This is a genomic window from Nocardia sp. KT25-26 (assembly GCF_056627695.1).
On record NZ_CM152813.1, the window covers coordinates 5,214,277 to 5,240,691 of the forward strand.

Annotated in this window: 28 protein-coding genes; 10 read left to right on the forward strand and 18 right to left on the reverse strand. The window is 68.5% G+C overall.

From position 1 onward, the window contains the following. Positions 1-25: 25 nt before the first annotated feature. The 4 genes from AC1HFH_RS23640 to AC1HFH_RS23655 are packed head-to-tail and all read right to left on the reverse strand — an operon-like array spanning position 26 to position 6,523. Positions 26-1,078 carry a hypothetical protein gene (locus AC1HFH_RS23640; RefSeq protein WP_480244983.1) on the reverse strand — a complete coding sequence of 351 codons (1,053 nt, stop codon included), beginning with the start codon at positions 1,076-1,078 and terminating at the stop codon, positions 26-28. Continuing rightward, the gene (locus AC1HFH_RS23645) at positions 1,068-4,313 is read right to left on the reverse strand and encodes a non-ribosomal peptide synthetase (protein WP_480244984.1); all 3,246 of its coding nucleotides are present in this window, start codon (positions 4,311-4,313) and stop codon (positions 1,068-1,070) included. Before AC1HFH_RS23645 ends, AC1HFH_RS23640 begins: the two co-directional genes overlap by 11 nt. 5 nt (positions 4,314-4,318) lie before the next feature. Next, positions 4,319-5,260, reverse strand: a complete 942-nt coding sequence (locus AC1HFH_RS23650) for a methionyl-tRNA formyltransferase (protein WP_480244985.1) — start codon at positions 5,258-5,260, stop codon at positions 4,319-4,321. Positions 5,261-5,269: 9 nt separating this feature from the next. After that, the gene (locus AC1HFH_RS23655) at positions 5,270-6,523 is read right to left on the reverse strand and encodes a SidA/IucD/PvdA family monooxygenase (RefSeq protein WP_480247955.1); all 1,254 of its coding nucleotides are present in this window, start codon (positions 6,521-6,523) and stop codon (positions 5,270-5,272) included. A 356-nt stretch (positions 6,524-6,879) separates the two neighbouring features. Between AC1HFH_RS23655 and AC1HFH_RS23660 the strand changes: the two genes are divergently transcribed. The 4 genes from AC1HFH_RS23660 (at position 6,880) to AC1HFH_RS23675 (ending at position 10,056) form a co-directional block, all read left to right on the forward strand. Then, positions 6,880-7,077, forward strand: a complete 198-nt coding sequence (locus AC1HFH_RS23660; RefSeq protein WP_480244986.1) for a hypothetical protein — start codon at positions 6,880-6,882, stop codon at positions 7,075-7,077. 147 nt (positions 7,078-7,224) lie between these two features. After that, positions 7,225-8,154, forward strand: a complete 930-nt coding sequence (locus tag AC1HFH_RS23665) for an RluA family pseudouridine synthase (protein WP_480244987.1) — start codon at positions 7,225-7,227, stop codon at positions 8,152-8,154. 205 nt (positions 8,155-8,359) lie between these two features. Beyond that, positions 8,360-9,100, forward strand: coding sequence for a CPBP family glutamic-type intramembrane protease (locus AC1HFH_RS23670; RefSeq protein ID WP_480244988.1), 741 nt, complete (start codon positions 8,360-8,362; stop codon positions 9,098-9,100). A gap of 116 nt (positions 9,101-9,216) precedes the next feature. After that, positions 9,217-10,056, forward strand: coding sequence for an SDR family oxidoreductase (locus tag AC1HFH_RS23675; protein ID WP_480244989.1), 840 nt, complete (start codon positions 9,217-9,219; stop codon positions 10,054-10,056). 81 nt (positions 10,057-10,137) lie between these two features. Here AC1HFH_RS23675 and AC1HFH_RS23680 read toward each other — a convergent pair whose 3' ends face one another. Beyond that, positions 10,138-10,797, reverse strand: coding sequence for a DUF4190 domain-containing protein (locus AC1HFH_RS23680; protein WP_480244990.1), 660 nt, complete (start codon positions 10,795-10,797; stop codon positions 10,138-10,140). Positions 10,798-11,040: 243 nt separating this feature from the next. On the opposite strand from AC1HFH_RS23680, the gene AC1HFH_RS23685 reads away from it, so the two are divergent. Further along, positions 11,041-13,590 carry a hypothetical protein gene (locus tag AC1HFH_RS23685; RefSeq protein ID WP_480244991.1) on the forward strand — a complete coding sequence of 850 codons (2,550 nt, stop codon included), beginning with the start codon at positions 11,041-11,043 and terminating at the stop codon, positions 13,588-13,590. Between the two features lie 38 nt (positions 13,591-13,628). Next, positions 13,629-14,231, forward strand: coding sequence for a putative glycolipid-binding domain-containing protein (locus AC1HFH_RS23690; protein WP_480244992.1), 603 nt, complete (start codon positions 13,629-13,631; stop codon positions 14,229-14,231). Positions 14,232-14,326: 95 nt separating this feature from the next. On the opposite strand, the gene rpsQ is transcribed toward AC1HFH_RS23690, so the two are convergent. The 11 genes from rpsQ to rpsJ are packed head-to-tail and all read right to left on the reverse strand — an operon-like array spanning position 14,327 to position 19,581. Then, positions 14,327-14,593: a 30S ribosomal protein S17 gene (rpsQ, locus tag AC1HFH_RS23695; RefSeq protein ID WP_480244993.1), complete on the reverse strand. Its 267-nt coding sequence runs from the start codon at positions 14,591-14,593 to the stop codon at positions 14,327-14,329. Then, positions 14,590-14,829, reverse strand: a complete 240-nt coding sequence (rpmC, locus tag AC1HFH_RS23700) for a 50S ribosomal protein L29 (protein WP_480244994.1) — start codon at positions 14,827-14,829, stop codon at positions 14,590-14,592. The genes rpsQ and rpmC overlap by 4 nt, the downstream gene beginning before the upstream one ends. Next, positions 14,829-15,245, reverse strand: a complete 417-nt coding sequence (rplP, locus tag AC1HFH_RS23705) for a 50S ribosomal protein L16 (RefSeq protein WP_480244995.1) — start codon at positions 15,243-15,245, stop codon at positions 14,829-14,831. The genes rpmC and rplP overlap by 1 nt, the downstream gene beginning before the upstream one ends. Before the next feature lie 3 nt (positions 15,246-15,248). Then, on the reverse strand, positions 15,249-16,043 hold the full coding sequence (gene rpsC, locus AC1HFH_RS23710; protein ID WP_480244996.1) for a 30S ribosomal protein S3: 795 nt from the start codon (positions 16,041-16,043) through the stop codon (positions 15,249-15,251). Then, positions 16,044-16,442, reverse strand: coding sequence for a 50S ribosomal protein L22 (gene rplV, locus AC1HFH_RS23715; protein ID WP_480244997.1), 399 nt, complete (start codon positions 16,440-16,442; stop codon positions 16,044-16,046). Continuing rightward, the gene (rpsS, locus tag AC1HFH_RS23720; protein ID WP_067507622.1) at positions 16,439-16,720 is read right to left on the reverse strand and encodes a 30S ribosomal protein S19; all 282 of its coding nucleotides are present in this window, start codon (positions 16,718-16,720) and stop codon (positions 16,439-16,441) included. The genes rplV and rpsS overlap by 4 nt, the downstream gene beginning before the upstream one ends. 15 nt (positions 16,721-16,735) lie before the next feature. Beyond that, positions 16,736-17,572, reverse strand: a complete 837-nt coding sequence (rplB, locus tag AC1HFH_RS23725) for a 50S ribosomal protein L2 (protein WP_480244998.1) — start codon at positions 17,570-17,572, stop codon at positions 16,736-16,738. A 32-nt stretch (positions 17,573-17,604) separates the two neighbouring features. Continuing rightward, positions 17,605-17,910, reverse strand: a complete 306-nt coding sequence (rplW, locus tag AC1HFH_RS23730) for a 50S ribosomal protein L23 (RefSeq protein WP_480244999.1) — start codon at positions 17,908-17,910, stop codon at positions 17,605-17,607. Continuing rightward, the gene (gene rplD / locus AC1HFH_RS23735) at positions 17,907-18,584 is read right to left on the reverse strand and encodes a 50S ribosomal protein L4 (RefSeq protein WP_480245000.1); all 678 of its coding nucleotides are present in this window, start codon (positions 18,582-18,584) and stop codon (positions 17,907-17,909) included. Before rplD ends, rplW begins: the two co-directional genes overlap by 4 nt. Then, a complete protein-coding gene (gene rplC, locus AC1HFH_RS23740) occupies positions 18,581-19,258 on the reverse strand; it encodes a 50S ribosomal protein L3 (RefSeq protein WP_480245001.1) in 678 nt (225 codons plus the stop codon). Before rplC ends, rplD begins: the two co-directional genes overlap by 4 nt. 17 nt (positions 19,259-19,275) lie before the next feature. Then, positions 19,276-19,581: a 30S ribosomal protein S10 gene (gene rpsJ, locus AC1HFH_RS23745; protein WP_003938093.1), complete on the reverse strand. Its 306-nt coding sequence runs from the start codon at positions 19,579-19,581 to the stop codon at positions 19,276-19,278. Between the two features lie 492 nt (positions 19,582-20,073). Here rpsJ and AC1HFH_RS23750 point away from each other — a divergent pair, with 492 nt between their 5' ends. Further along, positions 20,074-20,550 carry a hotdog fold domain-containing protein gene (locus tag AC1HFH_RS23750; protein ID WP_480245002.1) on the forward strand — a complete coding sequence of 159 codons (477 nt, stop codon included), beginning with the start codon at positions 20,074-20,076 and terminating at the stop codon, positions 20,548-20,550. A gap of 6 nt (positions 20,551-20,556) precedes the next feature. Here the strand turns inward: AC1HFH_RS23750 and AC1HFH_RS23755 are convergent, their stop codons facing one another. Then, positions 20,557-22,089: an aldehyde dehydrogenase family protein gene (locus tag AC1HFH_RS23755; RefSeq protein ID WP_480245003.1), complete on the reverse strand. Its 1,533-nt coding sequence runs from the start codon at positions 22,087-22,089 to the stop codon at positions 20,557-20,559. 340 nt (positions 22,090-22,429) lie between these two features. On the opposite strand from AC1HFH_RS23755, the gene AC1HFH_RS23760 reads away from it, so the two are divergent. From AC1HFH_RS23760 to AC1HFH_RS23770, 3 genes are read left to right on the forward strand one after another with little or no spacing between them, the layout of a single operon-like run. Further along, positions 22,430-23,422 (forward strand): ATP-binding cassette domain-containing protein, encoded by a 993-nt coding sequence (locus AC1HFH_RS23760; protein WP_480247956.1) that lies wholly within the window; start codon positions 22,430-22,432, stop codon positions 23,420-23,422. Further along, positions 23,419-24,234, forward strand: a complete 816-nt coding sequence (locus AC1HFH_RS23765; protein WP_480245004.1) for an ABC transporter permease — start codon at positions 23,419-23,421, stop codon at positions 24,232-24,234. Before AC1HFH_RS23760 ends, AC1HFH_RS23765 begins: the two co-directional genes overlap by 4 nt. After that, a complete protein-coding gene (locus tag AC1HFH_RS23770) occupies positions 24,231-25,082 on the forward strand; it encodes an ABC transporter permease (protein WP_480245005.1) in 852 nt (283 codons plus the stop codon). The genes AC1HFH_RS23765 and AC1HFH_RS23770 overlap by 4 nt, the downstream gene beginning before the upstream one ends. Here the strand turns inward: AC1HFH_RS23770 and AC1HFH_RS23775 are convergent, their stop codons facing one another. Beyond that, positions 25,083-26,294 carry a lycopene cyclase family protein gene (locus AC1HFH_RS23775; protein ID WP_480245006.1) on the reverse strand — a complete coding sequence of 404 codons (1,212 nt, stop codon included), beginning with the start codon at positions 26,292-26,294 and terminating at the stop codon, positions 25,083-25,085. It lies immediately after the preceding gene. Positions 26,295-26,415: the final 121 nt, after the last annotated feature.

Genomic DNA, 26,415 nt, shown 5'->3' on the forward strand with positions numbered 1-26,415 from the left:
AGTGAGATTGCGCAGTCGGTGGCCGTTACCGGGCCGCCACCGGTTCCGCGAACCGAAGATGACCATCGGAAGTCCAGCAGGCCGGCGCGCCGGTGCGCCGGAGCCCGGCAGTGGCCTCGCAGGTCGCCGATGCTCCTGCGGTTCCGCCGATATGGACGGTCCCGGGGACTGCCACCGGAACCGGACGACCCGCCGCATCGCAGACCAGCATGCGGGCGCCCGGGACCGGGCGGACGCGGGCGGTGCCGTCCAGCGGGCCGCGGGCGACCGGGCCCAGATAGCCCGGTGCCAGGTAGCCGACCGATCCGCAGACACTCGCGGCGACCCGCAGGTCACCGTTGCCGAGGAGGTCCCAGCGTCGACCGGAATCGTCATGGCCCGGTATCTGGGCGGCCCAATCGGTTCCGATCGTCACATGCGTTGCGGGGCCGGCCAGGCGGGCGACCAGCTCGTCCTCGGTGGCCACCGGAACCAGGGTGGCGCCGTCCGCGAGCGCGGACAACCACTCCACCAGCAGATAGGTGGTTCCGAGAGAGGTGGCTACCAGTCGCAGGTCGACACCCGGCTGGGCCGGGTCGCGGCGGACGGCCCGGCGCGACCGGACCACGGCCCGGCGATCCGCGACGGCAGCAGCCACCGCGTCCGAGCCGAATGTGCACATCCGGGGCTCGGGAGCAGTTTCCGGACCGTCGGGAACGACGATCCGCCCGTGCGCTACGAGCCCGGCGACCAGGGCGGTGAGCTCGCCGACGGTGCCGTCGCCCGTAGCGTCGGCGGACCCCGCGTCGAGGGCGCGGATCACCTCGCCGAAGGTCCGCCGATGCTCGCCGGCGTGCAGCGCGATGCGTTCGTGCGGGAATTGCCGGGCCCGGTCCAGCAGGTCCGCGATACTCGGAACCCGGCCGGGATCCACACCGCAGCACCACTCGTCGGGAATCGGGAGCCCGGCGGGGCCGGGTGCCGGATCCCGTCGGACCGGGGCATGTCCGTTTCGGGCGGTTGCATCGTCGGAACCACGTACTCCGGCGGCCCAGTGGACCGCTGCGGCGCCGGCGGGCGCGATGGTTTCACTCTGCATGTGCCGATTCCTCCGTTGTCCCGGCCGGCCGGCGGACCGGGAACCGATCCGGTGGTACGGCGACCTCGATCAATGCTGCGAGGCCGGCGACCGTCGGGGTGTCGAAGGTGGTGCGGACGTCGATCTCCACCCCGAATTCGGTACCGATCGCCGCCGCCAGCCGCATCGCCAGCAGTGAATGCCCGCCCAGGTCGAAGAACGAGTCGTCGGCGCCCACTCGGTCGACACCGAACAGCCGGGCGAACACCTCGGCGACGCGGGTCTCGGTGGCGGTGGCCGGTTCCCGGTACGGTGCCGCCGAAACTGGTTGCGCGGCCGGCAGTTCCCGCCGGTTCAGCTTGCCGTGCCCGGTGCGCGGAATCTCGTCGAGCAGGGCGAACGCAGTGGGTACCGCATAGTCGGGCAGGCCTGCCGCCGCGTGCGTACGCAGTTCCGCGAAATCCGGTGCGGCGCCGGCCACCGGGACCACGTATGCGGCCAGCACGGTCCCGGTCGCCGGATCGGCCGTTGCCGCGACCACGCAGTGCGCCACCGCCGGATGGGTGGTCAGCACCGCTTCGACCTCGGCCGGTTCCACCCGGAAGCCGCGGATCTGTACCTGCTGATCGGCTCGGCCCAGGAACTCCAGCACCCCGGCAGCGGTGCGGCAGGCCAGATCACCGGTCCGGTAGAGGCGGCCCGCTGTATCGAACGGATCGGCCACGAACCGGCAGGCCGTCTCCGCAGTCCGGTTCAGGTACCCGCGCGCCAATTGTGCACCGCCCAGATAGATCTCGCCGACCACCCCGTCCGGAACGGGCTGCAGCCGCCGATCGAGCAGATAGGCGGACACATTGCGATTCGGAATGCCGATCGCAACGATGCCGGGCCCCTGCGGGCCGGTCACCGGCAGGTGGGTTGCGCTCACCACGGCTTCGGTCGGTCCGTAGTGATTGCGCAACTCGGCATCGAACACGCCCGCGAACCGGTCGGCCACCTCACCCGGCAGCGCTTCACCGCCCACCGGTACATGACGCAGCGAACGCCACTCGCTGATCTCGGGCAGCAACAGGAATGTGCTCAGCTCGGCGGGCACCAGATGCAGCACGGTGATACCGCACCGAGCGATCAGTTCCGCAATCCCGGAGATGTCGTGCCGGCATTCGGGTTCCGGAATCACCAGGCAGGAGCCCACGGTGAGGGTGACGAAGATGTCCAGCATCGATGCGTCGAACCCGACGGCGGCCGTTTGCAGCACCCGGTCGGCGGCCGTCAGATCCCACTGGGCGGCGAATCCGGTGATGTGTTCGGCGATGGCCCGGTGCGGTACCGGCACCCCTTTGGGCCGTCCGGTGGTCCCGGAGGTGTACACGACGTAGGCGAGGTTGCCCGGACGCAGCGGCCGGATCCGGTCCCGGTCACCCGGTGCGGACGTGGACAACGTGCGGGCTGTCTCCTCGGCAGCTGCGAGTTCGACGGCACCGAGCAGCAGCGCCACCCGGGAATCCCGGTACATCGAGGTGATCCGGTCGTCCGGATGAGCGGGATCGATCGGCAGATAGGCGGCCCCGGCCTTCAATACCGCCAGCACCGCGACGACGAAATCGACCGACGCCGCCAACCGCAGCGCCACGACATCCTCCGCGCCGACACCCTGGCCGATCAGCCAGTGCGCGAGCCGATTCGCGCGAGCATCGAGCTCCGCGTAGGTCAGGGTCCGTTCCTCGGCAGCCGTCCGGCCCGGTGACATCAGCGCCGGCTCGGCGGCGGATTCGGCGACCCGCCGTTCGAACAGCGCGACCAAGGTGGTCGGCGGGGCCTCGACGGATTCGCCACGCGAGGCCGCCAGTACCCGGCTCTGTTCCTCGGGCGCGAGCATGGTCAGATCCCCGATCGCGGTGCGCGGCGTCGCCAACGCCGCGGTGAGCAACTGCTCGAAATGCGCGAGGAGCTGCCGCGCCAGCGGCTCACCCATTCGCCGGGGATCGAATTCGGCCACCACCCGGCCGCTGTCGACGCCACGCACGACGGTGATGGCGGCGGCGAGCCCGGGATGGTGCCGGACCGTCGCGGGGACGGACCGGATGGTCTCGACTCCGCTCAGCCGCGGCAGCGGGGGCTCGTCGGTGACGGCGAAGCCCAGCCGCACCAGGCGATCCATGCCGTCGTGAGTTGCGCTGCGCCCAGGCGCCACCGCCCGCACCACCTCATCGATACCGAGATCGGCATGCGCGAATGCGGCGGCACCGGACTGCTCCACTGCCACGGTGAGCGCGCCGAACTCGTCGCCGCCACGACACTGCGCCCGGAGCAGCACGGCGTTGCCGACGTAGCCGATCCGGTCGGCGGCCGTGCCGTCCCGTTGCGAAACCGGCACCGCAACCAGGAAATCGGTGGCGCCGCTGTACCGGTGCAGCACCGCCTGTGCCGCGGCGAAGAGCACCGAGAAGCGACTGAACCCGCGGGCTTCGGCGAAGTCGTCCACCCGGTCCAGCAGGGCGGCGGGCAGAGCTCGGGTGACCCGGCCGGCACCGGTGGTGACAACCGGTTCGCGACGGTGCGGGAAGTCCGGAAGTTCGGGCAGCGGCGTCAAGGTTCGCAGCCAGTAGCCGGCGGAGTCCCGGACCGGTGCCCGGCGGTGGCCGCCGCCCGGCCCGATCCCGCCTGGTGACGGCGGCGATGCTGTTCCGTAGGCATCCGAGAGATCGGCGGCGAAGATCGCTTCCGATGCCTCGTCCCACACGATGGTGTGCACGACCAGCGTGAACACATACTCTTCGGCACCGGTCCGCAGCAACAGCACCCGTGCCGGGACTGCGGGGCCGGTCGGCGTCGGACCTGCTGCGCCGGGAGCCGGCACGCGGAGGTCGAACGGTCGGCCCACCGCCCGGCGGATCAGCACCTGCACTCGTCGCTGCCGAGCCGTTTCCGACAGTTCACGCAGATCGTGCTCGACCCATTCCGGGGCCGCTCCGGTGCCGCACCACCGGAGCGGTTCGCCGTCCGCACCGACCCCGAACGATGCCCGCAGTAGTTCGTGCCGATCGACGACCCGGTCGAATGCGGTCCGCAGCCGCGCGGGGTCCAGCCCGCCGATCATGCGATAGGTCAGTTCGACGTTCAGCGCGGTGTCGTCCTGGTCCCGGGCCTGCAGGAACCAGATGCGCCGCGGTCCGCCGGTGAGCGGAACGGCGCCGAACATCGCGGCGGCACCGGCCGGTGCCGCGCCGCGCAGGTGCGAGCCGATCGCCGTCATCCGGCCTACTCCGGGGTGTCGGTCAGGTATCCACCGCGCCGGAAGAAGTCGGCACCCTCGTGCACGACTCCGTCCGGAGTCCGCACGCTGGTGATCACCAGGCCGCGATTGCGCCCCCGGATCGGTGCCGGCCCGCAGACCACGACACCGCCACCTTCCTGCACGATGACGCGGCCGTTGGTACCGCCGTACCGGGCGTCGGAAAGCTTCGCGGCGAGCACCTCGATCCGCTGCCCCCGGTAATGCGTGAACGGCCGCGGGTACGGCTCGGAAAGCGCGCGCACGAACCGCTCCAGATCCTCGGCCGCCCAGCCGAAGTCCAGCCGACCGTCCCGGTCGGCGCGCTTGTGGAAGTAGGTGCGCTCGGCCTTGTTCTGCGGCTTCCATTCCGCGGTACCGGATTCCAGTGCGGCCAGGGCCTCGTGCACGGCACCGGGGATCAGCTCCATCCCGGCCACCACCAGTTCGGTACCGGTCGCGGCCGGACCGATCGGCAGCCGGTGCTGGACCAGGATGTCGCCGGTGTCCAGCTGCTCGTCCATCCGATGCACGGTGAGCCCGAACTCTTCTTCACCGCTGATCAGCGCCCACAGCACCGGCGAGAAGCCGGTGAACTTGGGCAGCAGCGAATCGTGCAGGTTCAGCGTGCCGTGCGTGGGCATGTTGTACAGCTCCGGCGGCATCCAGGTGTACCAGCTGTTCACCACCATCACATCGGGCTCGGCCCGCTTGACCAGGTCGATGGTCTCGGCGTCGGCCCGTTCGGTGAGGTGCACCGGGATGCCGTGTTCGCGCGCCAGTTCCTCGACCGAATCCGACCAGATGCCCTTGTACGAATCCTCGCTGGCAGGGTGGGTGACCGCGAGCACGACCTCGTGCTCGGAATCGATCAGGGCCTGCAGGGTCTTACGACCCCAGGTCTGGAAACCGAACGACACAATACGCATAAGGCAAGCCTAACCTACGCCCTTGGCGGTGGTTGCGGCACCCCGGACGCCGCCCTCGGCCCGCAATGCCGCCTCCCCCAGCACCCGATCCGAGAGTTCGCCCAGGCAGCTGAGATTCGGGAAGCCGGGCCCCTGCGCGAGACCGGCCAGGTTGGGCAGGAAAAGCTTGGCCTCCATCCCGGCCACCGCCAGGTCGTGATCGATCGCCGCTTCCAGCCGGGATGTGCTGATCGGGCCGCCGATGGCGAGCTCCACCAGATCGGCGGCATCGGAATCGAACAGGTCCAGGAACCACAGTGGATGCCCACCGGTGGCGTCGACGACCAGATCGAAGGCATGCACCTGATCGGGCCGGCGCTCGTTGCGCAGGGTCAGCTCGATCGCTTCACCCGCCCCGATCACCCGGCTCACCCGGCCCTGCAGGTGATGCACCCGGCTGTCGGCGAGCAGATTCTGCTGCACCTGCACGGAGAAAACGCCGCGATCGGTTCGGCGTACGACATCCCGGCGCTCGTCCACGCTCAGCGAACGCCACTTGGCGGGGTCGCTGAACAGCGAATTCTCGAAGTAGCTCTCACCGCGGGTGTAGATGGTCGCCGCGGGCGAGATCACCGAGACGGTGAGGACATCGTGGCGGATCAACTCGTCCATCGCCGAGGCAGCGGTCTCGCCGCCACCGATCACCGCGGCCCGCGAGGACGGCGGCAGCTGCCGGCGGCCGGCGAGATTCCAGAATTCCGCGATGGACAGCATCTTCGGATGGTCGGCCAGCGTCCGCGAACTGCTCCCCGGACCGGTGATCATCAGCCCGTCGGCGGTGAGCTCGGACAGAGAACCGTCCGTGGCGGCCACCTCGACGCGCCAGCCGGTGGCCGCCGCCGACACGGTCCGGACCGTGCCCAGCACCACTTCGACGCCGGACTTCCGGGCGACCCACTGCAGGTACTTCGCCCACACATGATGCTCCGGACTCGGCCGGCCCCGGTCCACCCATTCGGCGTAGGTTCCCCGCTCCACGAGGAAGGAGGTCCAGCTGAAGGCGGTCATCGCCTCGTTGATCGCCCGGTTGCGGCCACGCGCCCAGGTGGAGTGATACGGGAAGCCCACGTCCTTCTCCGGACTGGTCCCGAGGCGGTGCCGTCCATCGGTCCAGCCACCGGAGGACAGCCAGTGCCCGCCGACCGCATGTGATTCCACGATCACGATCTCGGGAGCCGGCAGGCCGAGCTGCCGCAGCACCTGCGCCTTCGCGGCGACCGCCATGGCCTTCGGACCCGCGCCCACCACCAGAAGTCTGTCCACCGGTTCTCCCAACTCTCTCGACCGCAGAACGCGGCGCCGGCGTGCTTCCGGCCGGTGCGATGCCTCCGCAGAGACCCGCACACCTATGTTTGCATAGGCTTACCTTATAGCGGCGGCAGATTCCAGTCAGCGGCGGCTCCGGGCCGCACCGGAGGCCTCCCGGCCACGATCGGGAAGACCACGCTCACCTGCGGTTTCCCGGACCCAACAGCGTGATAAGCGTTCATGAACAGCGGGCCGTTCGACATCGAATGCCGGGTGGCTATGGCTGACTTGTCTCCCACACCCGAAAACAGCGTTCGACAGGGAGCACCGGCATGTTCGTCACCCACATTGTCTCCACCGCTACCGACTGCCACCGCGACCCCGGCGCCCTCACCTCTGGGCAGGCGCACCGGGCCATGCAGATCCATCTCGACTGTCATGTGGACTGCTGCGTAGTCCGCCGCCGAGCCCGCGACACCCTGGTCGATGCCCGGCTGATGGTTCTCGACGACCGCGCGCGGCACCGGTGACCCCACCGGCCGACAATCGCCCCCCCGATCCGGGCGCGCCGGGCCTCGACCACACCGAAGTGGCACCGTAGGCCGTGCCGGTCCGGATCACCCTCGATCAGGTGCGCGGGTTCGGGCCGAAAGGCCGCCGGATATTCTGGTGGGGCGATGAGACGGAGGCAGAAACCGCCGCTGCCCAAGCGGCACGGCCTCGACCCGGCACGACTCCGGCTGCCCGACGACGGCACCTGGCCTACGCTGCGCGACCACCTGGTCGAGCGGCTGCCGCGAGTGGATCCGGACCGGATCGACGAGATGCTGCGGGACGGCGACATCGTCGACCTCGATGGACCCGTCGCACCGGACGCGCCGTTCGTTCCCGGCGGCGCGGTCTGGTTCCACCGTGATCTGCCCGACGAGACCGAGGTGCCGTTCGAGATCGGCATCGTATATCGCGACGACACGCTCTTGGTGGCGGACAAACCGCACTTTCTGGCCACCATTCCGCGGGGGCAGCACATTCTGCAGACGACGCTGGTGCGGTTGCGCCGGGAACTGGACCTCCCCGAGCTGATCCCGGCCCACCGCCTCGACCGGGTCACTGCCGGGCTGGTGCTGTTCGTGATCGACCCGGCCCGGCGCGGCGCCTACCAGACCATGTTCGGCAATCGCACCGTCCGCAAGGAGTACGAGGCGATCGCACCCTACGATCCAGCTCTCGACCTGCCGCGGGTGGTGCGCAGCCGGATCGTGAAGGAGAAGCAGATCCTGGCGGCCTACGAGGCACCCGGCGAGCCGAATGCCGAAACCGAAGTGGAACTGCTGGAGCATCGGGACGGACTGGGCCGCTACCGGCTCCGGCCGCACACCGGCCGGACCCACCAGCTGCGCCTGCATATGAACAGCCTCGGCGTCCCGATCCTCGGTGACGAGTTCTACCCCACCATCACCGACAAACCGGTCGACGATTTCACCCGCCCACTGCAACTGCTCGCCGCCACGCTCGAGTTCACCGACCCGATCACCGGCGAACCGCGCCGCTTCACCACCCGGCGCACCCTCCAGGCCTGGGACGACTACGCCGGTTGGGCCGGCTGAACACCCGCACGGGCAGTGATGCCGCCGGACGGCCCCGGCCTCCGACCACGGCCCGATGCACCCACCCGCCGATGAATACACATCCCCTGACGCCGAGGGCTCGCGCGACATCGTTTCAGTGCGCGGCTCCGGCTGCTTAGGCCGTCGACTGTGAGGATTGTCGCGAAGACTTCCGGTCCCGGGATCGATCCCTAGACTGGTCCGGATGTCTGTACCGGTCCGGGTGGATTCGCCGCCGCATCCCAAACTGCATGCGTATATCGATGTGGCGGTCGTCGTCCTCGCACTGGCCGGGACCAATCTCATCGCGCATTTCACCACTCCGTGGGCCAGCATCGTCACGGTGCCGATCGCGGCGGTCGTCCTGCTGGTACTGATGCGGCGGCGCGGGCTCGGCTGGTATGAGCTCGGGTTGTCGCCGCGGCACTGGCGGCGCGGCACCCTGTATGCGGTCGGTGCCGTTGCGATCGTGCTGACCGCGGTCGCCATCGGCGCCCTTCTCCCGGCCACCAGGCCGTTCTTCCTCGCCGACCGGTACGCCACGATTTCGGGCGCCCTGATCGCCTCGATGATCGTGATTCCACTGCAGACGGTGATCCCGGAGGAACTGGCATTCCGGGGTGTGCTGCACGGCACGCTGGAACGCGCTTGGGGTGCCCGCGGCGTGTTCGCGGCCGGTTCGCTACTGTTCGGCTTCTGGCATATTGCCTCCTCGCTGGGGCTCACCGACAGCAATCGCGGCCTCACCGAATTCTTCGGCGGCGGTCTCCTCGGCCAACTGGCGGGGATTTCGCTGGCCGTCGCCGCCACCGCCGCAGCCGGTGTCGTCTTCACCTGGCTACGCCGCCGCAGCGGCAGCCTGCTGGCCCCGATCGCCCTGCACTGGTCGCTGAACGGCGCAGGCGCCCTCGCAGCTGCCATCGTCTGGCACACCGCCGTCGCATAGTTTTCACAGACCGTCCGGCTCCGGACTTCCGAACCGTGGCCGGGCCGAACATACGCCGGATCGTCGGCAACGGCGATACAGTTCATCCGAATGCGTAACGCGTCGGGAGGATGGACATGAGCAACTCGCCGGCCGGGCGCACGGTCGCGGTCACGGGTGGCGCCGCCGGGATCGGCCGGGAGATCGCCCGGCAGCTGGCCGCTGCCGGCGCCCGAGTCGCCATCGGCGACCTGTCCGAGGACGCCGCGAAAGCGACCGCGGCCGAGCTTCCCGGCACCACTGCCGGGTTTGCGCTCGACGTCACCGATACCGATTCGTTCCGCACCTTCCTGGAGTCCGCCGAAACGGCGTTCGGCCCGATCGATGTGCTGGTCAACAATGCCGGTGTGATGTGGGTCGGTGCATTCGACGACGAACCGGAGTCCGCCACCGAACGCATGCTCGCCGTGAACCTGCACGGCGTGATCCGCGGCGTCCGCCTGGCCGCACCCGGCATGCGGGCTCGCGGCCGCGGCCACATCGTCACCATCGCCTCCGCCGCCTCGAAACTCGCACCGCCCGGTGAATCGACCTACGCGGCGACCAAACACGGCGTACTCGGCTACCTCACCGGTGTCCGTGAAGAACTCCGCGGCAGCGGCGTACAACTCTCGGTGATCATGCCCGGCGTCGTCGACACCGAACTGGCCGCCGGCACCGCAACCGGTGCCGCAAAACTCCTCCAACCGGCCGATGTCGCCCGGGCCGTACTGCAGGTACTGGAGCGGCCGCGATTCACAATCAGCCTCCCCGGCTACGTCGACCCGCTGCTCCGCATCGCGGGCCTGCTGCCCCAGCAGCTACGTGATGCGGTTTTGCGCAGGGCAGTACCGAACCAGGTGGCGGCCGTCTCGGGTAGCGGGGCGCGCGAAAAATACCAAGCGCGGGCACTCCGGACCGCAGAAGGTGAGCAGTAGTTGCGCTATTCGCACAGAAGACCCACCCGCAGGGCCGAATCGGGGACTCTCTGAACGGTTGCGTGCGAACAGCGCAACAACTCACCTGGGGACCCGACCGACCAGCGGACTACCGTCGATATTCATCACGACACAGTCGACACCCCGGTCCTGCCGCCAGCTGTAGCCGGAATTCGGGTACAGGTAGGCGATATCGAGCGCATCCAGATTCGGGCTACCCGAGAGTGCCTCGCCGACCCGGGTGGTGCAACCATCCGCTGCCCCGGCCTGGGCATCAGCCTCCCCCGGCCAGGCCCCCGGCGGAAAGGCGAACTTCGAAATGATCTCGGCGTCGTGTGGCTCGCCACATGGCACGACGCGGAGTTCGTATACTGTGTCTTCGGCTGTGGGCCAGTCGACACAATCACCGACTCGGGTCTCCAGTACCGAGACATCGCCGGCATCGACAACCGAACCGTCCGAGTCCCGCTGCGCACTGTCGGACAGCACGCCGGCCAGGGACAGCCCGGCCAACCAGACCATCGAAAGCACCAATCCGGCGATCGCCGCCGCCAGGCCACGCTGATTTCGTTTCGGGATCTGGACCAGCGCAATGATTCCGAAGGGCACTGCCAAAACAAACCCGCCGATGACGCCGAAGATCACCGAAGCAATCGCGAACCCGTTGTAGCCGGACGGCGGTGCCGGTGGCCGCATCGGCGGCAGTGGTGGCGGTGGTGGCATGGCGGGATATTCGCCCACCCCCACTCGTTCGTGCGAATACTGCCTATCCGAACCGCTCACAGCTCCCCTTGTCCACACCGGCATTTCACATGCCGATGAGGAACCATATCCGAGCCCGTGCGGATCGTCCTACCGAACCGGCACCGGTCGCGACACGCACACAACGGAATCACCTCTGGCCTTCACACACATGTTCGATTATCGTGCATGTGTTCGAATGACCGCACCGCGGCAGGACACCTGCTCAACGGAAGGCGCGCTATGTCCGACGATCGGTCGACCGGCAGCCCGGAGATCACCGCGCTGGCCCGGCAGGTGGCCGCGGCCCGGGGGAAGCTGCCGTTGCAGCACGACGAGGCGCTCTACGAGGCACTCTCGGACACGGAGATCGCGGCTGAACGGGAACTCGCCGAATGGGTTCGGGCGCAGCGCCGCAAGCAGCGGCGGCGGGCGGTGGCCGACGAACTGGCCGACGACCGGCGGGATCGCCGGATCGGCGCGGCCATCCGGCGCGCCGAGGCCGCGGACGCACGCTGGCATCGTAAGGCGCTGGCGGCCCGGCGCCGGGCCGCCAGCGCCGACGCCCGGCTGGCACAGCTGTATCGGCGGGCCGAGTGGTCGTCGCGCGCGCTGATCGGCGTAGTGGTGCTGGGCATGGTGTGGGCCGGGGTGAACGTCCAGCAGAACCTGGTGCCCAGCGGGGATATGTCGAACCCGCTGTACTGGCTCAGCTACGGGATCGAGGCGATGATCTCGGTCCCGATCATCGTCATCATGATCGCGGCAACCACCGCGGCCCGCTGGGGCCGTGAACTCGACCGAGGCAAGGTACTCGGCGTCGAGATCGCCCTGCTGGCCACCACCATCGGCCTCAATACCGGCCCGCACCTGGCTTCCGGCGACTACGCCCGCGCCGCCGAGTTCGCCATCGCCCCGATCATGGTCGGCGTGGTGATCTGGCTGCATGCCTGGGTTTCCGCCCGATACGCCACGCTGATCGATGCGGCATCCGTCGTCACCGCCGACTCCGTCACCGCCGAATCGCATCGCGCCTACGAGACCGGCACCGAGCCGACGGGACCCCGGCAAGCCGTCCCGGAGTTCACACCACCCCAGTCCCTACCATCGGTTCCGCACCACAGCACCGATCCGGCGCAGCAACTCCGCATCGGCGACCTCGGCGCCGGGGCGGCAGCGACCCGTCGTCAGAACATCGAACGCAACGAGCAGGATCTGCCCGACCCACGAACGGTGGACAACCCTCGCCCGGCTGACCAGAACCGAGACCCCGCCGCCCAGATACCGAGCCGGTCGCCCGTTACTGTGCCCGCGCTTCGCGAACCTCAGTACGATTCCGGCACTCAGGATTCCGTCATCTCCTCACCCGAAGACGATGGCCGATCGGAGGCGGCCACCGCGCAGTACGAACCGGCAGCAACGGCACCGGGCGGCTCCGAAACAGCCGACTCGCAGGACACGGAGGACATCCGGAATCCCGTACTCCGCCCGGTTCGCGGACCTCGGCTCCCGGCGGCCGGTGATCACCCGGTGGCCGGGAACGGCGCCGGCCTCGGCCCCGAATCGGTTCCGGCGCCGGGCGATGGCGCGGCGACCGGATCGCACGACAACACCCGACCCGCCGAATCACCCAGGCCCGGAAACGGTGACCGGCCGCAGGCCACCGCGGGCACACCGACCGCCCTGCACCTGATCCAGCACAACGGCCACCGAGTCGACCGCACCCGGCCGATTTCTCCGACCCCTGCCCAGCGTGCCGAGGGGGCGGCCGCCCAACTCCGCACCGACCGGCCCGCCACAGCGGGAGCCGAGCGACCATCCGGCGAGATACCCACGGCCGAACCGGTTCCGGAGGCGGCGGTGCACGCCGGCACCGTCGCCCGGAACCTCCACGGCGACACCACGCAACCGGATTCCGAAGCATCAGGACCCGAGCAGCTCATGCTCACCGCGGAACCGGACGACAGCCCACAGTCGGCCTCGAGCATCACCCGTCCGGAGCCTGCGCCTGCCATAGCCGGCACCGGCGCCGTCGAAGAATCCACCGCTCCGGTCGACCGGAGTAATCAGGAATCCACACAGCGCATGACAACCGCCGCTGAAACTGCGGTGGCCGACCTCGATTACGCCCGGCGGCAGCCCGCCTCCGACGGATCGCCGACCGGGCCCACCCGCGTGGAGCCGGTGAGCACCAGCACGGCCCCCGCACAAGCTGCCACCGAGGTCGCGCACGAACCCGCCCCAGCCACCCCCGACGCAACCGACGCCTCCGGAAAGCCCCGCCGAGCCGGAAGCGCCCACACAGCCACCGACATCGAACACAACAGCGCCGGATCCGACGCCCCGCACGAACCTGCCCCAACCACCGTCGACACAACCAGCACTTCCGGAGAGCCCCGCCGAGCTGTCGGGACCACCCGCCGACCGACGGCTTCGCCGAACCGCCGCAACGACGAGTCCGGCGCCGGGCGAACAGCTGCGCACAACGAAGCCGATGCGCACGGGGCAGTGAGCATCTCCGACGTCCAGGACGAGATCGACGAAGGCCCCCAGGAGGACGACTACGACGATCTGGACACCGAGGTGGGCCCGGTCCGGGCGCTGGCCCGGGAGATCGCGACCCGCAGCCCGCTGCGACTCACCCTCGATCAGATCGAGGAGATCCTGGAACTCACCGACCAGTCCTGGCCGGCGCCGAGTATCGGCGCCGAGGTCGGCGTCTCCGGGCGTACAGTGGCGAATGTGGTGGAGTTCGCCCGGAAGATTCGGACGCCGTACGCCTCCACCGGCTGACAGCTCCCGGTACCGGCGGAGGAAGATCGGAGCGGCAGATGAGCCCAGCCACGAACGGCGCCCCGTTCGCACCGCTGCCCCGCAACGCCGCCTGGCGGCATCACTCGGTGCGGTCGGGATTCGAGGCAGCTCGCTTCACCGTCACCGGCGACCGGATCCGCATCGAAGGCACCACCGACGCCACCGAGGCCGGGGCACGCTGGACGGTGCACTACGAGTTGGCCCTCGACACACGCTGGCACTCCCACCGTGCGACGGTCACGACGCGTCGCCCATCCGGCACCGAAACCCACACGATCGACAGTGACGGCACCGGCCGCTGGTTCATCGACGACCGACCGGCCCCGCATCTGGACGGCTGCCGCGATATCGACCTGTCGGCCTCGGCGCTCACCAACGCCTTCCCCATCCACCGGGTTTCCCCGGCCCTGTCCGCAGAATTCTCCGCCCCCGCGGTCTACGTCCCGGTCGACGGAACCGATATCGACCGCCTGGAACAGTTCTACCGCTACCGCACCGGCGCCCCGGACCGCCGCCGATTCGACTACGCCGCCCCGGCCTTCGACTTCACCGCCACCCTCACCTACGACGCGGCCGGCCTGATCCTCGACTACCCGGGCCTGGCCACCCGCGAACTCTGACCCCCGGGGGATCCGTTCCCGAAGACGACGAGGGCCCCGCCTCCCAACCGGGAAACGGGGCCCTCGCAGACTCACTATGGAGCGCCGGGAACGCCTTACTTGGCCTTCTCCAGCACCTCCACCAGCCGCCAGTGCTTGGTGGCCGACAGCGGGCGGGTCTCCATCAGCTGAACGCGGTCGCCGACGCCAGCGATCTCGTTCTCGTCATGCGCCTTCACCTTGGAGGTGGTGCGAATGATCTTGCCGTAGAGGGGGTGCCGCGTACGGTCCTCCAGCTCGACCACGATGGTCTTGTTCATCTTGTCGGATACGACGTAGCCGACCCGCACCTTGCGGCGGCCACGCACTGCCTGTTCACTCATGCCGCGTCTCCTTCGCCGGCGGGACCGGTGGCCAGACCGAGCTCACGCTCACGCATGACCGTGTAGATGCGCGCGATCTCGTGACGGACGACGCGCAGACGACGGTTGTTGTCCAGCTGACCCGTCGCCATCTGGAAGCGCAGGTTGAACAGCTCTTCCTTCGACTCGCGCAGGCGGTCGACGAGCTCTTCGTTGTTGAGCTCGCGGAGCTCTGCGGCCGGTGTTCCGGTAGCCATCAGAACTGCTCCTCCCTGGTCACGATCCGGCACTTCATCGGGAGCTTGTGCATCGCGCGGCGCAGTGCCTCGCGAGCGATCTCCTCGTTGGGGTAACTCATCTCGAACATCACCCGGCCGGGCTTGACGTTCGCGACCCACCACTCCGGCGAACCCTTACCGGAACCCATGCGGGTTTCGGCCGGCTTCTTGGTCAGCGGGCGATCCGGGAAGATGTTGATCCAGATCTTGCCGCCACGCTTGATGTGGCGGGTCATCGCGATACGAGCGGACTCGATCTGCCGGTTGGTGACGTAGTGCGGCTCCAGCGCCTGGATGCCGTACTCGCCGAACGACACCTGAGTGCCGCCCTTGGCCATACCCGACCGCTTCGGGTGATGCTGCTTGCGGTGCGGGACCTTACGAGGCATCAGCATGCGTCAGCCCTCCTGCTTTTCTGCCGGGGGCTCCGCCACCGCGGTGGCGGCGCGTCCGGCCTCGGTGCTGGTCGCGGTGGTGCCGGCGGAACCCGAGCGACGCGGCCGGTTCGGCCGCTCACGACGCGGCCGCTCCGGGGCCGCGGCGGCGGCACCCAGCTCACGCCGGCCACCGACGATGTCGCCCTTGTAGATCCAGACCTTCACACCGATCCGACCGAAAGTGGTCTTGGCCTCGTAGAGGCCGTAGTCGATGTCGGCGCGCAGCGTGTGCAGCGGCACCCGGCCCTCACGGTAGAACTCCGAGCGCGACATTTCGGCGCCGCCGAGACGGCCCGAGCACTGCACCCGGATGCCCTTGACGTTCGGCGAACGCATGGCCGACTGGATGGCCTTGCGCATCGCGCGACGGAACGCCACACGGTTGGACAGCTGCTCGGCGACGCCCTGGGCGACGAGCTGCGCATCGGACTCGGGGTTCTTGACCTCGAGGATGTTCAGCTGCACCTGCTTGCCGGTGAGCTTCTCCAGTGCGGCGCGGATGCGATCCGCCTCGGCGCCACGGCGGCCGATCACGATGCCGGGGCGAGCGGTGTGGATGTCCACCCGCACGCGATCCCGGGTGCGCTCGATCTCGACCTTGGAGATGCCGGCCCGCTCCATGCCCGTGGACAGCAGCTTACGGATGGCGACGTCTTCCTTGACGTACTCCGAGTACTGCTTGTCCGCGTACCAACGCGACTTCCAGTCGGTGGTGATACCGAGGCGGAAGCCATGCGGGTTGATCTTCTGTCCCATTTACTTTGCCCCTCCCTTCCGGCGGCTGCGAGCAGCACCGGCGGTGGGCACGCTCTCGACCTCGATGGTGATGTGGCTGGTGCGCTTGCGAATCCGGAACGCGCGGCCCTGGGCGCGCGGCTGGAAGCGCTTCATGGTGACACCCTCGTCGACGTAGGCCGTCGAGATGACCAGGGTGTCCGGGTTCAGGCCGAGGTTGTTCTCGGCGTTCGCCGCGGCGCTGGCCACGACCTTGGCCACCGGTTCGCTCGCGGACTGCGGAGCGAACTTGAGGATGGCCAGAGCGTCGGAGACCCGCTGACCGCGGACCATGTCCACGACACGACGAGCCTTCATCGGGGTGACACGCACGTGCTTGGCGGTCGCCCGGGCAGTGGGGTTCTGAGTCTCAGTGGTCATCGCCGCTTGCTCTTCCGGTCTTCCTTGACGTGGCTCTTGAACGTCCTGGTCGGCGCGAATTCACCGAGCTTGTGCCCGACCATGTTCTCCGACACGAACACCGGCACGTGCTTGCGGCCGTCGTGCACCGCGAACGTGTGGCCGATGAAATCGGGGATGATGGTGGAACGACGCGACCAGGTCTTGATGACCTGCTTGGTGCCCTTCTCGTTCTGGACGTCCACCTTCGCGAGGAGGTGATCGTCGACGAACGGGCCCTTCTTGAGGCTGCGTGGCATTTCTTACCTCCTCCTTCAGCGCTTCTTGCCGGTCTTGCGACGGCGGACGATGAGCTTGTCGCTCGGACGGTTGGGCTTGCGGGTGCGGCCTTCCGGCTGACCCCACGGCGAGACCGGGTGGCGACCACCGGAGGTCTTGCCCTCACCACCACCATGCGGGTGGTCGACGGGGTTCATCACGACACCACGGACGGTCGGGCGCTTGCCCTTCCACCGCATGCGGCCGGCCTTGCCCCAGTTGATGTTGGACTGCTCGGCGTTGCCGACCTCGCCGACGGTGGCGCGGCAGCGCACGTCGACGCGGCGGATCTCACCCGAGGGCATACGCAGGACGGCGTAGGAGCCTTCCTTACCCAGCAGCTGGATGCTCATGCCGGCGGCACGGGCCATCTTGGCGCCGCCACCGGGACGCAGCTCCACGGCGTGGATGGTGGTACCGGTCGGGATCGAGCGCAGCGGCAGGTTGTTACCGGGCTTGATGTCGGCACCCGGGCCGGACTCGACCTTCGTGCCCTGGGTGATGCCCTTGGGCGCGATGATGTAGCGCTTCTCGCCGTCCACGTAGTGCAGCAGGGCGATGTTCGCGGTCCGGTTGGGGTCGTACTCGATGTGTGCGACCTTGGCGGGGATGCCGTCCTTGTCCAGACGACGGAAGTCGATGACGCGGTAGGCGCGCTTGTGGCCACCGCCGCGATGGCGGGTGGTGATGCGGCCGTGCGCGTTACGACCGCCGGACTTGCTCAGCGGACGCAGCAGCGACTTCTCCGGCGTGGACCGGGTGATCTCGGCGAAGTCCGAAACGGACGAGCCGCGACGACCCGGGGTCGTCGGCTTGTATTTACGGATTGCCATGAGTTCTTCTCTGCTTTCTGGGGGTCCGGCGCTTACGCGACCGGGCCTCCGAAGATCTCGATGGGCTTGCTGTCGGCCGAGATGGTCACGAGCGCACGCTTGGTGTCCTTGCGCTTGCCGTAACCGAAGCGGGTCCGCTTGCGCTTGCCCTGACGGTTGGCGGTGTTGACGCTGGTGACCTTCACGCCGAAGATCTTCTCCACGGCGATCTTGATCTGGGTCTTGTTGGAGTCCGGGTGCACCAGGAAGGTGTAGGTGCCCTCCTCGATCAGCCCGTAGGACTTCTCCGAGATCACCGGCGCCAGGATGATGTCCCGGGGGTCAGCGATGGTGGTCACTTGCTCTCCTCCTGCGCAGCCTCGGCCGGACCGTGCACGAAGGCGTTCAAGGCCTCGACGCTGAACACCACTTCGTCGCTGTTGAGCACGTCGTAGGTGTTGAGCTGGTCCGGTGCGATCGGCAGCACGTTCTGCAGGTTCGCCACGCTCTTCCACGCGGCAATGTCGGAACGGCCGACGACGACCAGGAACTTCTTGCGCTCGGACAGTTCGGCGAGGAACTGCCGCGCGGTCTTGGTCGACGGGGTCTGACCGGCAACCAGTTCGGTGATCACGTGGATCCGCTCGTTGCGGGCCCGGTCGGAGAGGGCACCACGCAGGGCGGCAGCCTTCATCTTCTTCGGGGTCCGCTGGCTGTAGTCGCGCGGCTGCGGGCCGTGCACGGTGCCACCGCCGACGAACTGCGGCGCGCGGGTCGAGCCCTGCCGGGCGCGGCCGGTGCCCTTCTGCCGGTACGGCTTGCGGCCACCACCGCGGACGGCGCCGCGGGTCTTGGTGGCGTGCGTGCCCTGGCGGGCCGCGGCCTGCTGCGCGACGACCACCTGGTGCATCAGCGCAACGTTGGCCGGCGCGTCGAAGATCTCCGCGGGGAGGTCGACGGTGCCGTTGGTCTTGCCGCCGAATTCCTTGACCGGGAGGGTCAGGTCGGCCTTCTTCTCAGTGCTCACAGTCATGCGTGCGCACCACCCTTCACGGCGCTCTTGACGATCACGAGGCCGCCCTTGCGACCGGGGATCGCACCCTTGATCAGCAGCAGGCCGTTCTCGGCGTCCACCTTGTGAACCGACAGGTTCTGCGTGGTGACGCGCTCGTTACCCATGCGACCCGACATCCGCATGCCCTTGAACACGCGGCCGGGGGTGGCGCAGCCACCGATGGAACCCGGGCGACGGTGCACGGCCTGCGCACCGTGGGAGGCACCCTGGCCGGCGAAGCCGTGCCGCTTCATGGTGCCGGCGAAGCCCTTGCCCTTGCTGGTGCCGGTCACGTCGACGAAGCTGCCCTCTTCGAACACGTCGGCGTTGATCTCCTGGCCGACCTCGAAGGAGCCGGCGTCGGCGACCCGGATCTCGGCGATGTGCCGGCGCGGGGTGACCCCGGCCTTGCTGAACTGGCCGGTGACCGGCTTGTTCACCTTGCGCGGGTCGATCGCACCGAAGGCGACCTGAACGGCGGAGTAGCCGTCCTTCTCCGCGGTGCGGATCTGGGTCACGACGTTCGGGCCCGCCTTGACGACGGTGACCGGAACGACGCGGTTCTGCTCGTCGAAGACCTGGGTCATGCCGAGCTTGGTGCCCAGGATGCCGGCCGCCGGACGGACCTTGCGGTCGATGTTGGTGTCAGTCATTCGAATCTCCACCGCCGTCACTGGATGTTGACGTCGACGCTGGCCGGGAGGTCGATGCGCATGAGCGCGTCGACCGTCTTCGGCGTCGGGTCGAGGATGTCGATGAGGCGCTTGTGCGTACGCATCTCGAAGTGTTCGCGCGAGTCCTTGTACTTGTGCGGCGAACGGATGACGCAGTACACGTTCTTCTCGGTCGGCAACGGCACCGGCCCGACGACGCGGGCGCCGGTGCGGGTCACCGTCTCCACGATCTTGCGCGCAGACGCGTCGATCGCCTCGTGGTCATAGGCCTTGAGCCTGATGCGGATCTTTTGTCCCGCCACGCTAAGTGTCCTTTTCTCCGCTTACGTATGTGGCTTGGATGCCGGTGAACACACGAAAGACGCACCAGAGGAGACCGCGACCGGGCACACCCGGTCTTCGCCGCTGTTCATCTGTCATGGTTCCCCGGTCCACGCGGTCGGGCGTGTCGCCCTTTCGCGCATTCCGCAGCCCTGGTCACATTCGTTCCCGAGCCCGGAACACTGGTCCGGTCGTACCCACCGTCACCGATGGAGTACAAGATTCGGTACTGCTCGCCCCGTTCCGGCCGCACCCGTTCCGCAGAACAGGCATGACCCGGTGCAAGGCAACCCGAACAGTATGCCCCAACCCGTCGACGCACTTCAAATCGGGACCCGTGCGACGACGATCACGCCGCCCCGGAGTGCTCCGGGAACGGGCGAGACGCACCGTCGGCCATGGTAGCGGCCGGTCGGCAACCCATCGGAACCGGGCGGGTTCCACAGAACTTACTTTTGAGTAAGATAAGGACCATGGCACATGAAACCGGCACCTTCCGCGGCTGGAAGAAGCTGCCCGACAACCGTCTCGGGCACACCCTGTTCTCCCTCGGCATGGTCGCCCGGGTCCCCTACTTCGGCACGGTGCTGCCCCAGGTGGTGCGACTGGAACCGGGACTGTGCGAGGTCACCTCACCCAAATGGTTCGGCATCCACAACCATCTGGGCACCTATCACGCCATCGCCGCCTGCAACCTCGCCGAGGTCGCCATGGGCATGCTCAGCGAGGCCACGGTGCCCACCACGCACCGCTGGATCCCCAAGGGCATGAACGTGCAGTACCTGACCAAGGCCGAGACCGGCCTGCGCGCGGTGGCGGAACTGTCCGAGATCCCCGACTTCGACGCCATCACCGAGGGGTGCGACCTGACCGTCCCGGTCTCGGTCTACGACAAGCACGGGGTCGAAGTGGTGCACGCCGACATCACCACCTGGGTGACGCCTCGCTGACATTGCTCACACGCCGTGCCGCACCCGGAACAGTGCTCGGGCGGCACGGAGCTGACGACGGTGCCGATCGAAGGTGGAAAGACCCGCTCCGCCGTAGCGATGCCGGGCGATGGCCAGGGTGCGGCTGAACTCGCGCAGCCCTTGCTCACCATGACTGTGTCCCTGGCCGTATTCACCGACGCCGCCGAACGGCAGGGCCGGGATACCGGTGAAAGCAGTCGACGAGTTGACCGTGACCACGCCGACCCGCAACTGTTCGGCGATGGCGTCGACGCGCGGCAGGTCCCGGGTGAACAGCGTCACCGCGATGCCGTTGTCGACGGCATCGACGCGGTCCACGGCATCGGCGAGATCGGCCACCCGGTTGACCACCAGCACCGGACCGATCCCTTCACCGGTGATCGCGATGCTGTCCTCGGGGACGTCGACCAGCACGATCGGCTCCACATACGGATCGCGAATCGATTCCGGTCCACCGAATGCGGCACGGCCGCCCCGTTCGAGTGCATCGGCGACCTGCTGCCGCACCACTTCGACCTGCCCCTCGTGGATCATCGGGCCGTAGGTGGCCCGGTTGTCCGCGCCGGGACGTAGCCGGCTCGCTCGCGCGACCACCAGGTCCAGGAACTCGTCGAACGCGGACCCGACCACATAGCAGCGATGGATCCCGGCCGCGTTCTGTCCGGCGTTGGCCATCGCACCGAAAACCGCCGCGTCGGCAGCGGCATCGAGCGCCGCGTCGGCATGCACGATCATGCTGCCCTTACCGCAGTGCTCGACGACCACGGGTGTCATCGTCTGCGCGCAGCGGGCGATCACCGCCCGGCCGCCGGCCTCCGGCCCTGCGTAGGCGATCTTGTCCACCCCGGAACGACACAGCGCATCGATGGTCCGTTCATCCCCGGTGACCGCCTGTAGCACCGGGTGATCCGGTTGCAGCCGCGCCCAGCTCTCCGCCAGCCAGGTGCCGACGCCGGTGGTGAGTTCATGTGGCGTGAAGACCACCGTGTTGCCTGCCGCCATCGCATAGGCGATAGAGCCCATCGGCGTGAACACCGGGTTGTTCCAGGCCCCGAGCACGCCGACGGTGCCCAGCGGCAGGTATCCGACCGAGGCGCGTTGATTCCGGGCGAACCAGCCGGTGGCGAGGGTGCGCCGGGACAGCGTCCGCCGGGCATTACGCGCCGCCCAGTCCAGATTCTCCACCGCCAGCATCACCTCGAGCGCGGCGTCCGCCTCCGGCTTACCGGTCTCCGAGCGCAGCACCTCGACCAGCTCACCGGCGTGCCGGGCGATCTCCCGCTTCCAGGCCAGCAGCCGGCGTTTCCGCCCGGCGAACCCTTCGTCCCGCCACCAATCCTGGGTCGCGCGGGCGGCCCGGACCGCGCGAGTGACCTCGCCGTGGCCGTGTACCGGATAGCTGCCGAGCCGTTCCCCGGTGCGCGGATCGAACGATGTCAGCGAATCCGGCCGTGACCGGCCGGTCGACGAAGCCGAACCGGACTGCTCCCACTCTGCCAATGCCTCGGACTCGGACATCGTCTCCTCCCGAAAACGCGCTTCCTCCCCCTGCTCAGCAAGCGTATGAGCCACCGATCCGGGCGACAAGGGCTACTTGCCGTCGTTGCGCCGCCCCCGCGCGTTCCTTCTCTGCCCCAGCACTGCCCCGGTCGATGCTTCGCCCGACCGGGCCGTCCGGCTGTGCGCGGATCCGCGCAACCGAACAGCGACCCGGAAAATCACCGGGCCGGTAACATCGCGCCGGACGGTAAGGATCACTACCGGGAAGTAGTTCCGTGTGCGGCCGGCGTTCGGTAGCCGCACCGGTCGATGTGGAGAGTTGATGCCGACCCCTAATTCAGTGGACGCAACCGACCCGGTGGAGGCGCCCCGGGACGTCACCCCGGAGCCCGCAGCTGCGGAACCCGCGGTGCTCGTCACCGATGTCCGTAAGTCGTTCGGCGACGTACACGCACTGCAGGGCATCAGTTTCCGGGCCGAACGGGGCAGTGTGCTCGGCATTCTCGGCCCCAACGGCGCCGGTAAGACCACCACGGTGAAGGTGCTGTCGACACTGTTGCGGCCGGATTCCGGCAGCGCCGTCGTCGCCGGGCACGATGTCGTCGACGATCCGGCCGGCGTGCGCCGCTCGATCATGATGACCGGCCAGTACGCGGCTCTGGACGAGAACCTGTCCGGCCGGGAGAACCTGGAATTGTTCGCCCGGTTACTGGGGCTGAGCAAATCCGCAGCCCGTCGCCGGGCCGACACTCTGCTCGAGGAGTTCGACCTCGTCGACGCCGGCAAACGCGCCGTCCGCTTCTATTCGGGCGGCATGCGCCGGCGCGTGGACATTGCCTGCGGCCTGGTGGTGCGACCGGAGGTGGTGTTCCTCGACGAACCGACCACCGGCCTCGACCCGCGCAGCCGGCAAGGCGTCTGGGATCTGGTGACCGCGCTGAAGAACCAGGGCATCACGGTGCTGCTGACCACCCAGTACCTGGAGGAAGCCGACGTCCTCAGCGACAACATCATCGTGATCGACAAGGGCACGGTGATCGCCGAAGGCACCGCCGACCAGCTCAAGGAACGCACCGGCGGCAGCTACTGCGAGGTCGTCCCGCTGGATCCGACGCAGCTGCGCAAGGCCGCGACCGCGCTCGGCGATCTGGTCCCCGAAGCGGTCGGCGCCGAACTGAACGGCGGCGACCGCCTCTCCATCCCCGCGCCGGAGGGCGCGGCGACCCTCGCGGAGGCGTTGCGTAGGCTGGATGCGGGCGCCGTCGAGCTGGCCGATATCGCGCTGCGCCGGCCCTCTCTCGACGATGTGTTCCTGTCGCTGACCGGCCATTCCGGCGGTGAGCACGCGTGACGGCAACACCAGCGGCTGCTCCGGCAGCCTCGTTGTTCACCGATGTCCCACCGGCCCATCCGAACAACTTCGCCCAGTGGCGGGCGCTGACCGGCCGAATCGTGCGCACCATGGCCACCAAGGGCGAACTGATCGTCGCCGTGGTGACCCCGCTGGTCTTCACGCTGGCGTTCTATCTGCCGCTGCGCCTGATCATGCAGCTGAGCGGCATCGACTACGCGCAGTACGTGATGCCCATCATCGTGCTGCAGACCATGTCCTTCACCATGATGTCGAATGCGCAGCTCTCCGCCTTCGAGGCGCTGACCGGCCTGAGCACCCGGATGCAGACGCTGCCGATCGGCGCGATGGTCCCACTGGCCGCCCGCATCGCCTCCGGCTTGGTCCGGTCCGGCGCTTCACTGGCCGCGGCCATCGGATACGGCTATCTGATCGGGTTCCGCTTCCAGGCCGGACTGGGGCAGGCACTGCTGTTCTGCGCCTTCGCCCTGACCATCAGCGTGGTACTCACCCTCGGTGGAGACGCACTGGGCAGCCTGACCAAGAACCCGGAAGCGCTGAGCCAGGCCCTGACCCTGCCGACCCTGATCCTGGGGATGCTCTCCAGCGGATTCGTGCCCGAATCGAAGTTCCCCGAGTGGATCCAGCCGTTCGTGCGGAACCAGCCGATCTCCCAGTTCGCCTTCGCACTGCAGGACATGGCAGCCGGGGGTGTCGCCTGGAGTGTGCTGTGGGTGCCGCTGGCCTGGCTGGCCGGATTGACCGTGTTGTTCTTCCCACTGGCGGTGTGGGCGAGCGTGAGGCGAGCATGAGTTCCGTGGAAACGACACCGGCGACCGGATGGAACACCCCGCTCCCGGTGGTAGCCGGGCGGCCGGAGAATGCCCTGTTCAGCTGGCTGGTGCACAGCTGGCTGCAATGCAAACGCCTGCTGCTGAACTGGCTGCGGGATCCGTCGACGACGATCCAGATCCTGCTGTATCCGGCCCTGACGCTGGCAATGTTCCAGATCGTGCTCGGCAACCAGATCGATTCGTCGCCGCTGACCACGATCCCGGCGATCTACGGCCAGGCACCGATGATCACCCTGATTGCGGCGATGGCCGGGGCGGTGGTGAGCGCCCTGGGCATCAAACGCGAACGCGAATCGGGGCTGCTGAGCCGGATGTGGACGCTGCCGGTGCACCGGGCCGCCGGACTCACCGGCCGCCTGCTGGCCGAATGCGTGCGCATCGTGATCACGACGGTGTTCGTCCTGCTGGTCGCGGTGCCGTTCGGGTTCCGGTTCGCCACCGATCCGCTGGTGAACATCGCGATGATCAGCATTCCGGTGCTGTTCGGGCTGGGCTTCGCGGTGATGACCACAGCGCTGGCCACCATCACCGAGGGCGTGATGCTGGTGAGCCTGATCAGCACGTTCAACTCGCTGCTGATGTTCTTCAACACCGGCTTCGTCCCGGCGATGGCCTACCCCACCTGGCTGCAGCCGATCGTCGAGAACCAGCCGATGAGCTGCGCCATCGACGCCATGCGCGGGCTGGTGTGGGGTGGTGCGGTGGCGGCACCGCTCACCAAGACCGTGCTGTGGACGGTCGGCATGATGGTTGTCTTCGGCTACCCCGCGGTGCGCGGATACCGGCGGCTGGCCGAGAAGTCCTGATCAGTCCGCGGCCGGTCCCACGGGACCGGATTCCGGCAGGTTCATTCCGCGATCGGGCGCCGGAAACGGGAAGTCGAGCCAGCGATTGCGGTTCGTCCAGCCGACCAGGTCGTAGCGCCAGCGGAACGGCCAGGTATGGGCGACGGTGTTGAACAGCACGGCGCCGAGGGCGGTGTAGTCGTCGTGTGCGGAGAGCAGGGCGCGCTGCCCGCGCGGCGATGCGTTGAAGAACGCGTCGAACATGGCGATCGACTGCTCGGTGGTGAGCCGGCCCAGCCCGTACAGGCCGCGCATCCGCATCCAGTACACCAGCCGGGCCCGGACCGGCCAGAGCGCGGCGACCGGGTCGCTGCCCTGCCGGAGTGCGGTGACTGCCGTGTCGGCGAGCGCCAGCGAATCGGCGACGCTGTACCCGGTGCACGGGTGCATCATCCCGCCGCGGGAACCGAACGGTACGGGCTGTCCGGGCCCGCGTTTCGGGGGCACCTGATCCAGCGGATAGTGCGCGGCCTCGGTGGGTTCGTCGCCGGTCAGGCGGATGCCGTGGGCAGCGAGCCGGTTCAGAGTACGGCGCCGGAGTTCGTGCTGCGGCATGCCACCGCGCAGGCCCAGGCTGGTCTCCTCGAAGATCACCCGACCGTCGCCCAGCGGCACCGCGTAGAGGAAGGACGGCGGTTCGTCCGGCCCGGCGCCGTTCTCCGGCCGCCAGTCCAGCAGCAACCCCTCCCCGTCGCCGACCATCGGCGCGGCGATCTCGGCATCGACGAAGATGCCGTGCGCCGAGGCCGCTCGCCGGCGGCCCAGGGTGGGCATTCCCCGGGAGTCGAACACCGTCGCCGCCCGGATCGTGGTCCCGTCGGCCAGCTCGACCTCGTGTTCGGTCACCGCCCGGGCGCGCTGCGCGAAGACCTCGGCCTCGTCCAGCCCCAGTGCAGCGTGCAGGCCCGGTTTCGACAGCACACAGTATTCCCGCTGGATCCGCAGCTTCCGGTGCGTCCAGACGGTAGGCGCCGCGATCCGCTGCGCAATCGCCGACTCCGGCAGCCACCCCGGCAGCTCGTCCACCCAGCAGGAGAAGGTGGGCGGCCACAACCGATCCGGCCGCGGATCCACCGCCGCCACCCGCAACCCGCCCCGCATCGCCCGATGCGCCAGGGCCCGCCCGGTGGGGCCCAGGCCGACGACACAGACATCGAACTCCGCGGTGCTCATATCGGGCATTCAACCCATCCGCGCGGGTGCTGTGCAAGCGGTGGTGGGCGGTGGCGGTACGTCGTTGCGCACGTGCTCACGTCCAGATCCCGGGCGCTGACCCGCTAACGGAACTAGCGAC

Bases quoted from the DNA above. Each gene is read 5' to 3' on its own strand.
- AC1HFH_RS23750 (WP_480245002.1), top strand. From the start codon at position 20,074: ATGGCACATGAAACCGGCACCTTCCGCGGCTGGAAGAAGCTGCCCGAC.
- rpsC (WP_480244996.1), bottom strand. From the start codon at position 16,043: ATGGGACAGAAGATCAACCCGCATGGCTTCCGCCTCGGTATCACCACC.
- rplP (WP_480244995.1), bottom strand. From the start codon at position 15,245: ATGCTGATGCCTCGTAAGGTCCCGCACCGCAAGCAGCATCACCCGAAG.
- AC1HFH_RS23665 (WP_480244987.1), top strand. From the start codon at position 7,225: ATGAGACGGAGGCAGAAACCGCCGCTGCCCAAGCGGCACGGCCTCGAC.
- rplC (WP_480245001.1), bottom strand. From the start codon at position 19,258: ATGACTGACACCAACATCGACCGCAAGGTCCGTCCGGCGGCCGGCATC.
- AC1HFH_RS23670 (WP_480244988.1), top strand. From the start codon at position 8,360: ATGTCTGTACCGGTCCGGGTGGATTCGCCGCCGCATCCCAAACTGCAT.
- rplV (WP_480244997.1), bottom strand. From the start codon at position 16,442: ATGACCACTGAGACTCAGAACCCCACTGCCCGGGCGACCGCCAAGCAC.
- AC1HFH_RS23690 (WP_480244992.1), top strand. From the start codon at position 13,629: ATGAGCCCAGCCACGAACGGCGCCCCGTTCGCACCGCTGCCCCGCAAC.
- AC1HFH_RS23655 (WP_480247955.1), bottom strand. From the start codon at position 6,523: ATGGCGGTCGCCGCGAAGGCGCAGGTGCTGCGGCAGCTCGGCCTGCCG.
- rpsQ (WP_480244993.1), bottom strand. From the start codon at position 14,593: ATGAGTGAACAGGCAGTGCGTGGCCGCCGCAAGGTGCGGGTCGGCTAC.
- rplD (WP_480245000.1), bottom strand. From the start codon at position 18,584: ATGACTGTGAGCACTGAGAAGAAGGCCGACCTGACCCTCCCGGTCAAG.
- AC1HFH_RS23645 (WP_480244984.1), bottom strand. From the start codon at position 4,313: ATGACGGCGATCGGCTCGCACCTGCGCGGCGCGGCACCGGCCGGTGCC.
- rpsS (WP_067507622.1), bottom strand. From the start codon at position 16,720: ATGCCACGCAGCCTCAAGAAGGGCCCGTTCGTCGACGATCACCTCCTC.
- AC1HFH_RS23660 (WP_480244986.1), top strand. From the start codon at position 6,880: ATGTTCGTCACCCACATTGTCTCCACCGCTACCGACTGCCACCGCGAC.
- AC1HFH_RS23770 (WP_480245005.1), top strand. From the start codon at position 24,231: ATGAGTTCCGTGGAAACGACACCGGCGACCGGATGGAACACCCCGCTC.
- AC1HFH_RS23675 (WP_480244989.1), top strand. From the start codon at position 9,217: ATGAGCAACTCGCCGGCCGGGCGCACGGTCGCGGTCACGGGTGGCGCC.
- rpmC (WP_480244994.1), bottom strand. From the start codon at position 14,829: ATGGCTACCGGAACACCGGCCGCAGAGCTCCGCGAGCTCAACAACGAA.
- AC1HFH_RS23755 (WP_480245003.1), bottom strand. From the start codon at position 22,089: ATGTCCGAGTCCGAGGCATTGGCAGAGTGGGAGCAGTCCGGTTCGGCT.
- AC1HFH_RS23775 (WP_480245006.1), bottom strand. From the start codon at position 26,294: ATGAGCACCGCGGAGTTCGATGTCTGTGTCGTCGGCCTGGGCCCCACC.
- rplB (WP_480244998.1), bottom strand. From the start codon at position 17,572: ATGGCAATCCGTAAATACAAGCCGACGACCCCGGGTCGTCGCGGCTCG.
- AC1HFH_RS23685 (WP_480244991.1), top strand. From the start codon at position 11,041: ATGTCCGACGATCGGTCGACCGGCAGCCCGGAGATCACCGCGCTGGCC.
- AC1HFH_RS23640 (WP_480244983.1), bottom strand. From the start codon at position 1,078: ATGCAGAGTGAAACCATCGCGCCCGCCGGCGCCGCAGCGGTCCACTGG.
- AC1HFH_RS23650 (WP_480244985.1), bottom strand. From the start codon at position 5,260: ATGCGTATTGTGTCGTTCGGTTTCCAGACCTGGGGTCGTAAGACCCTG.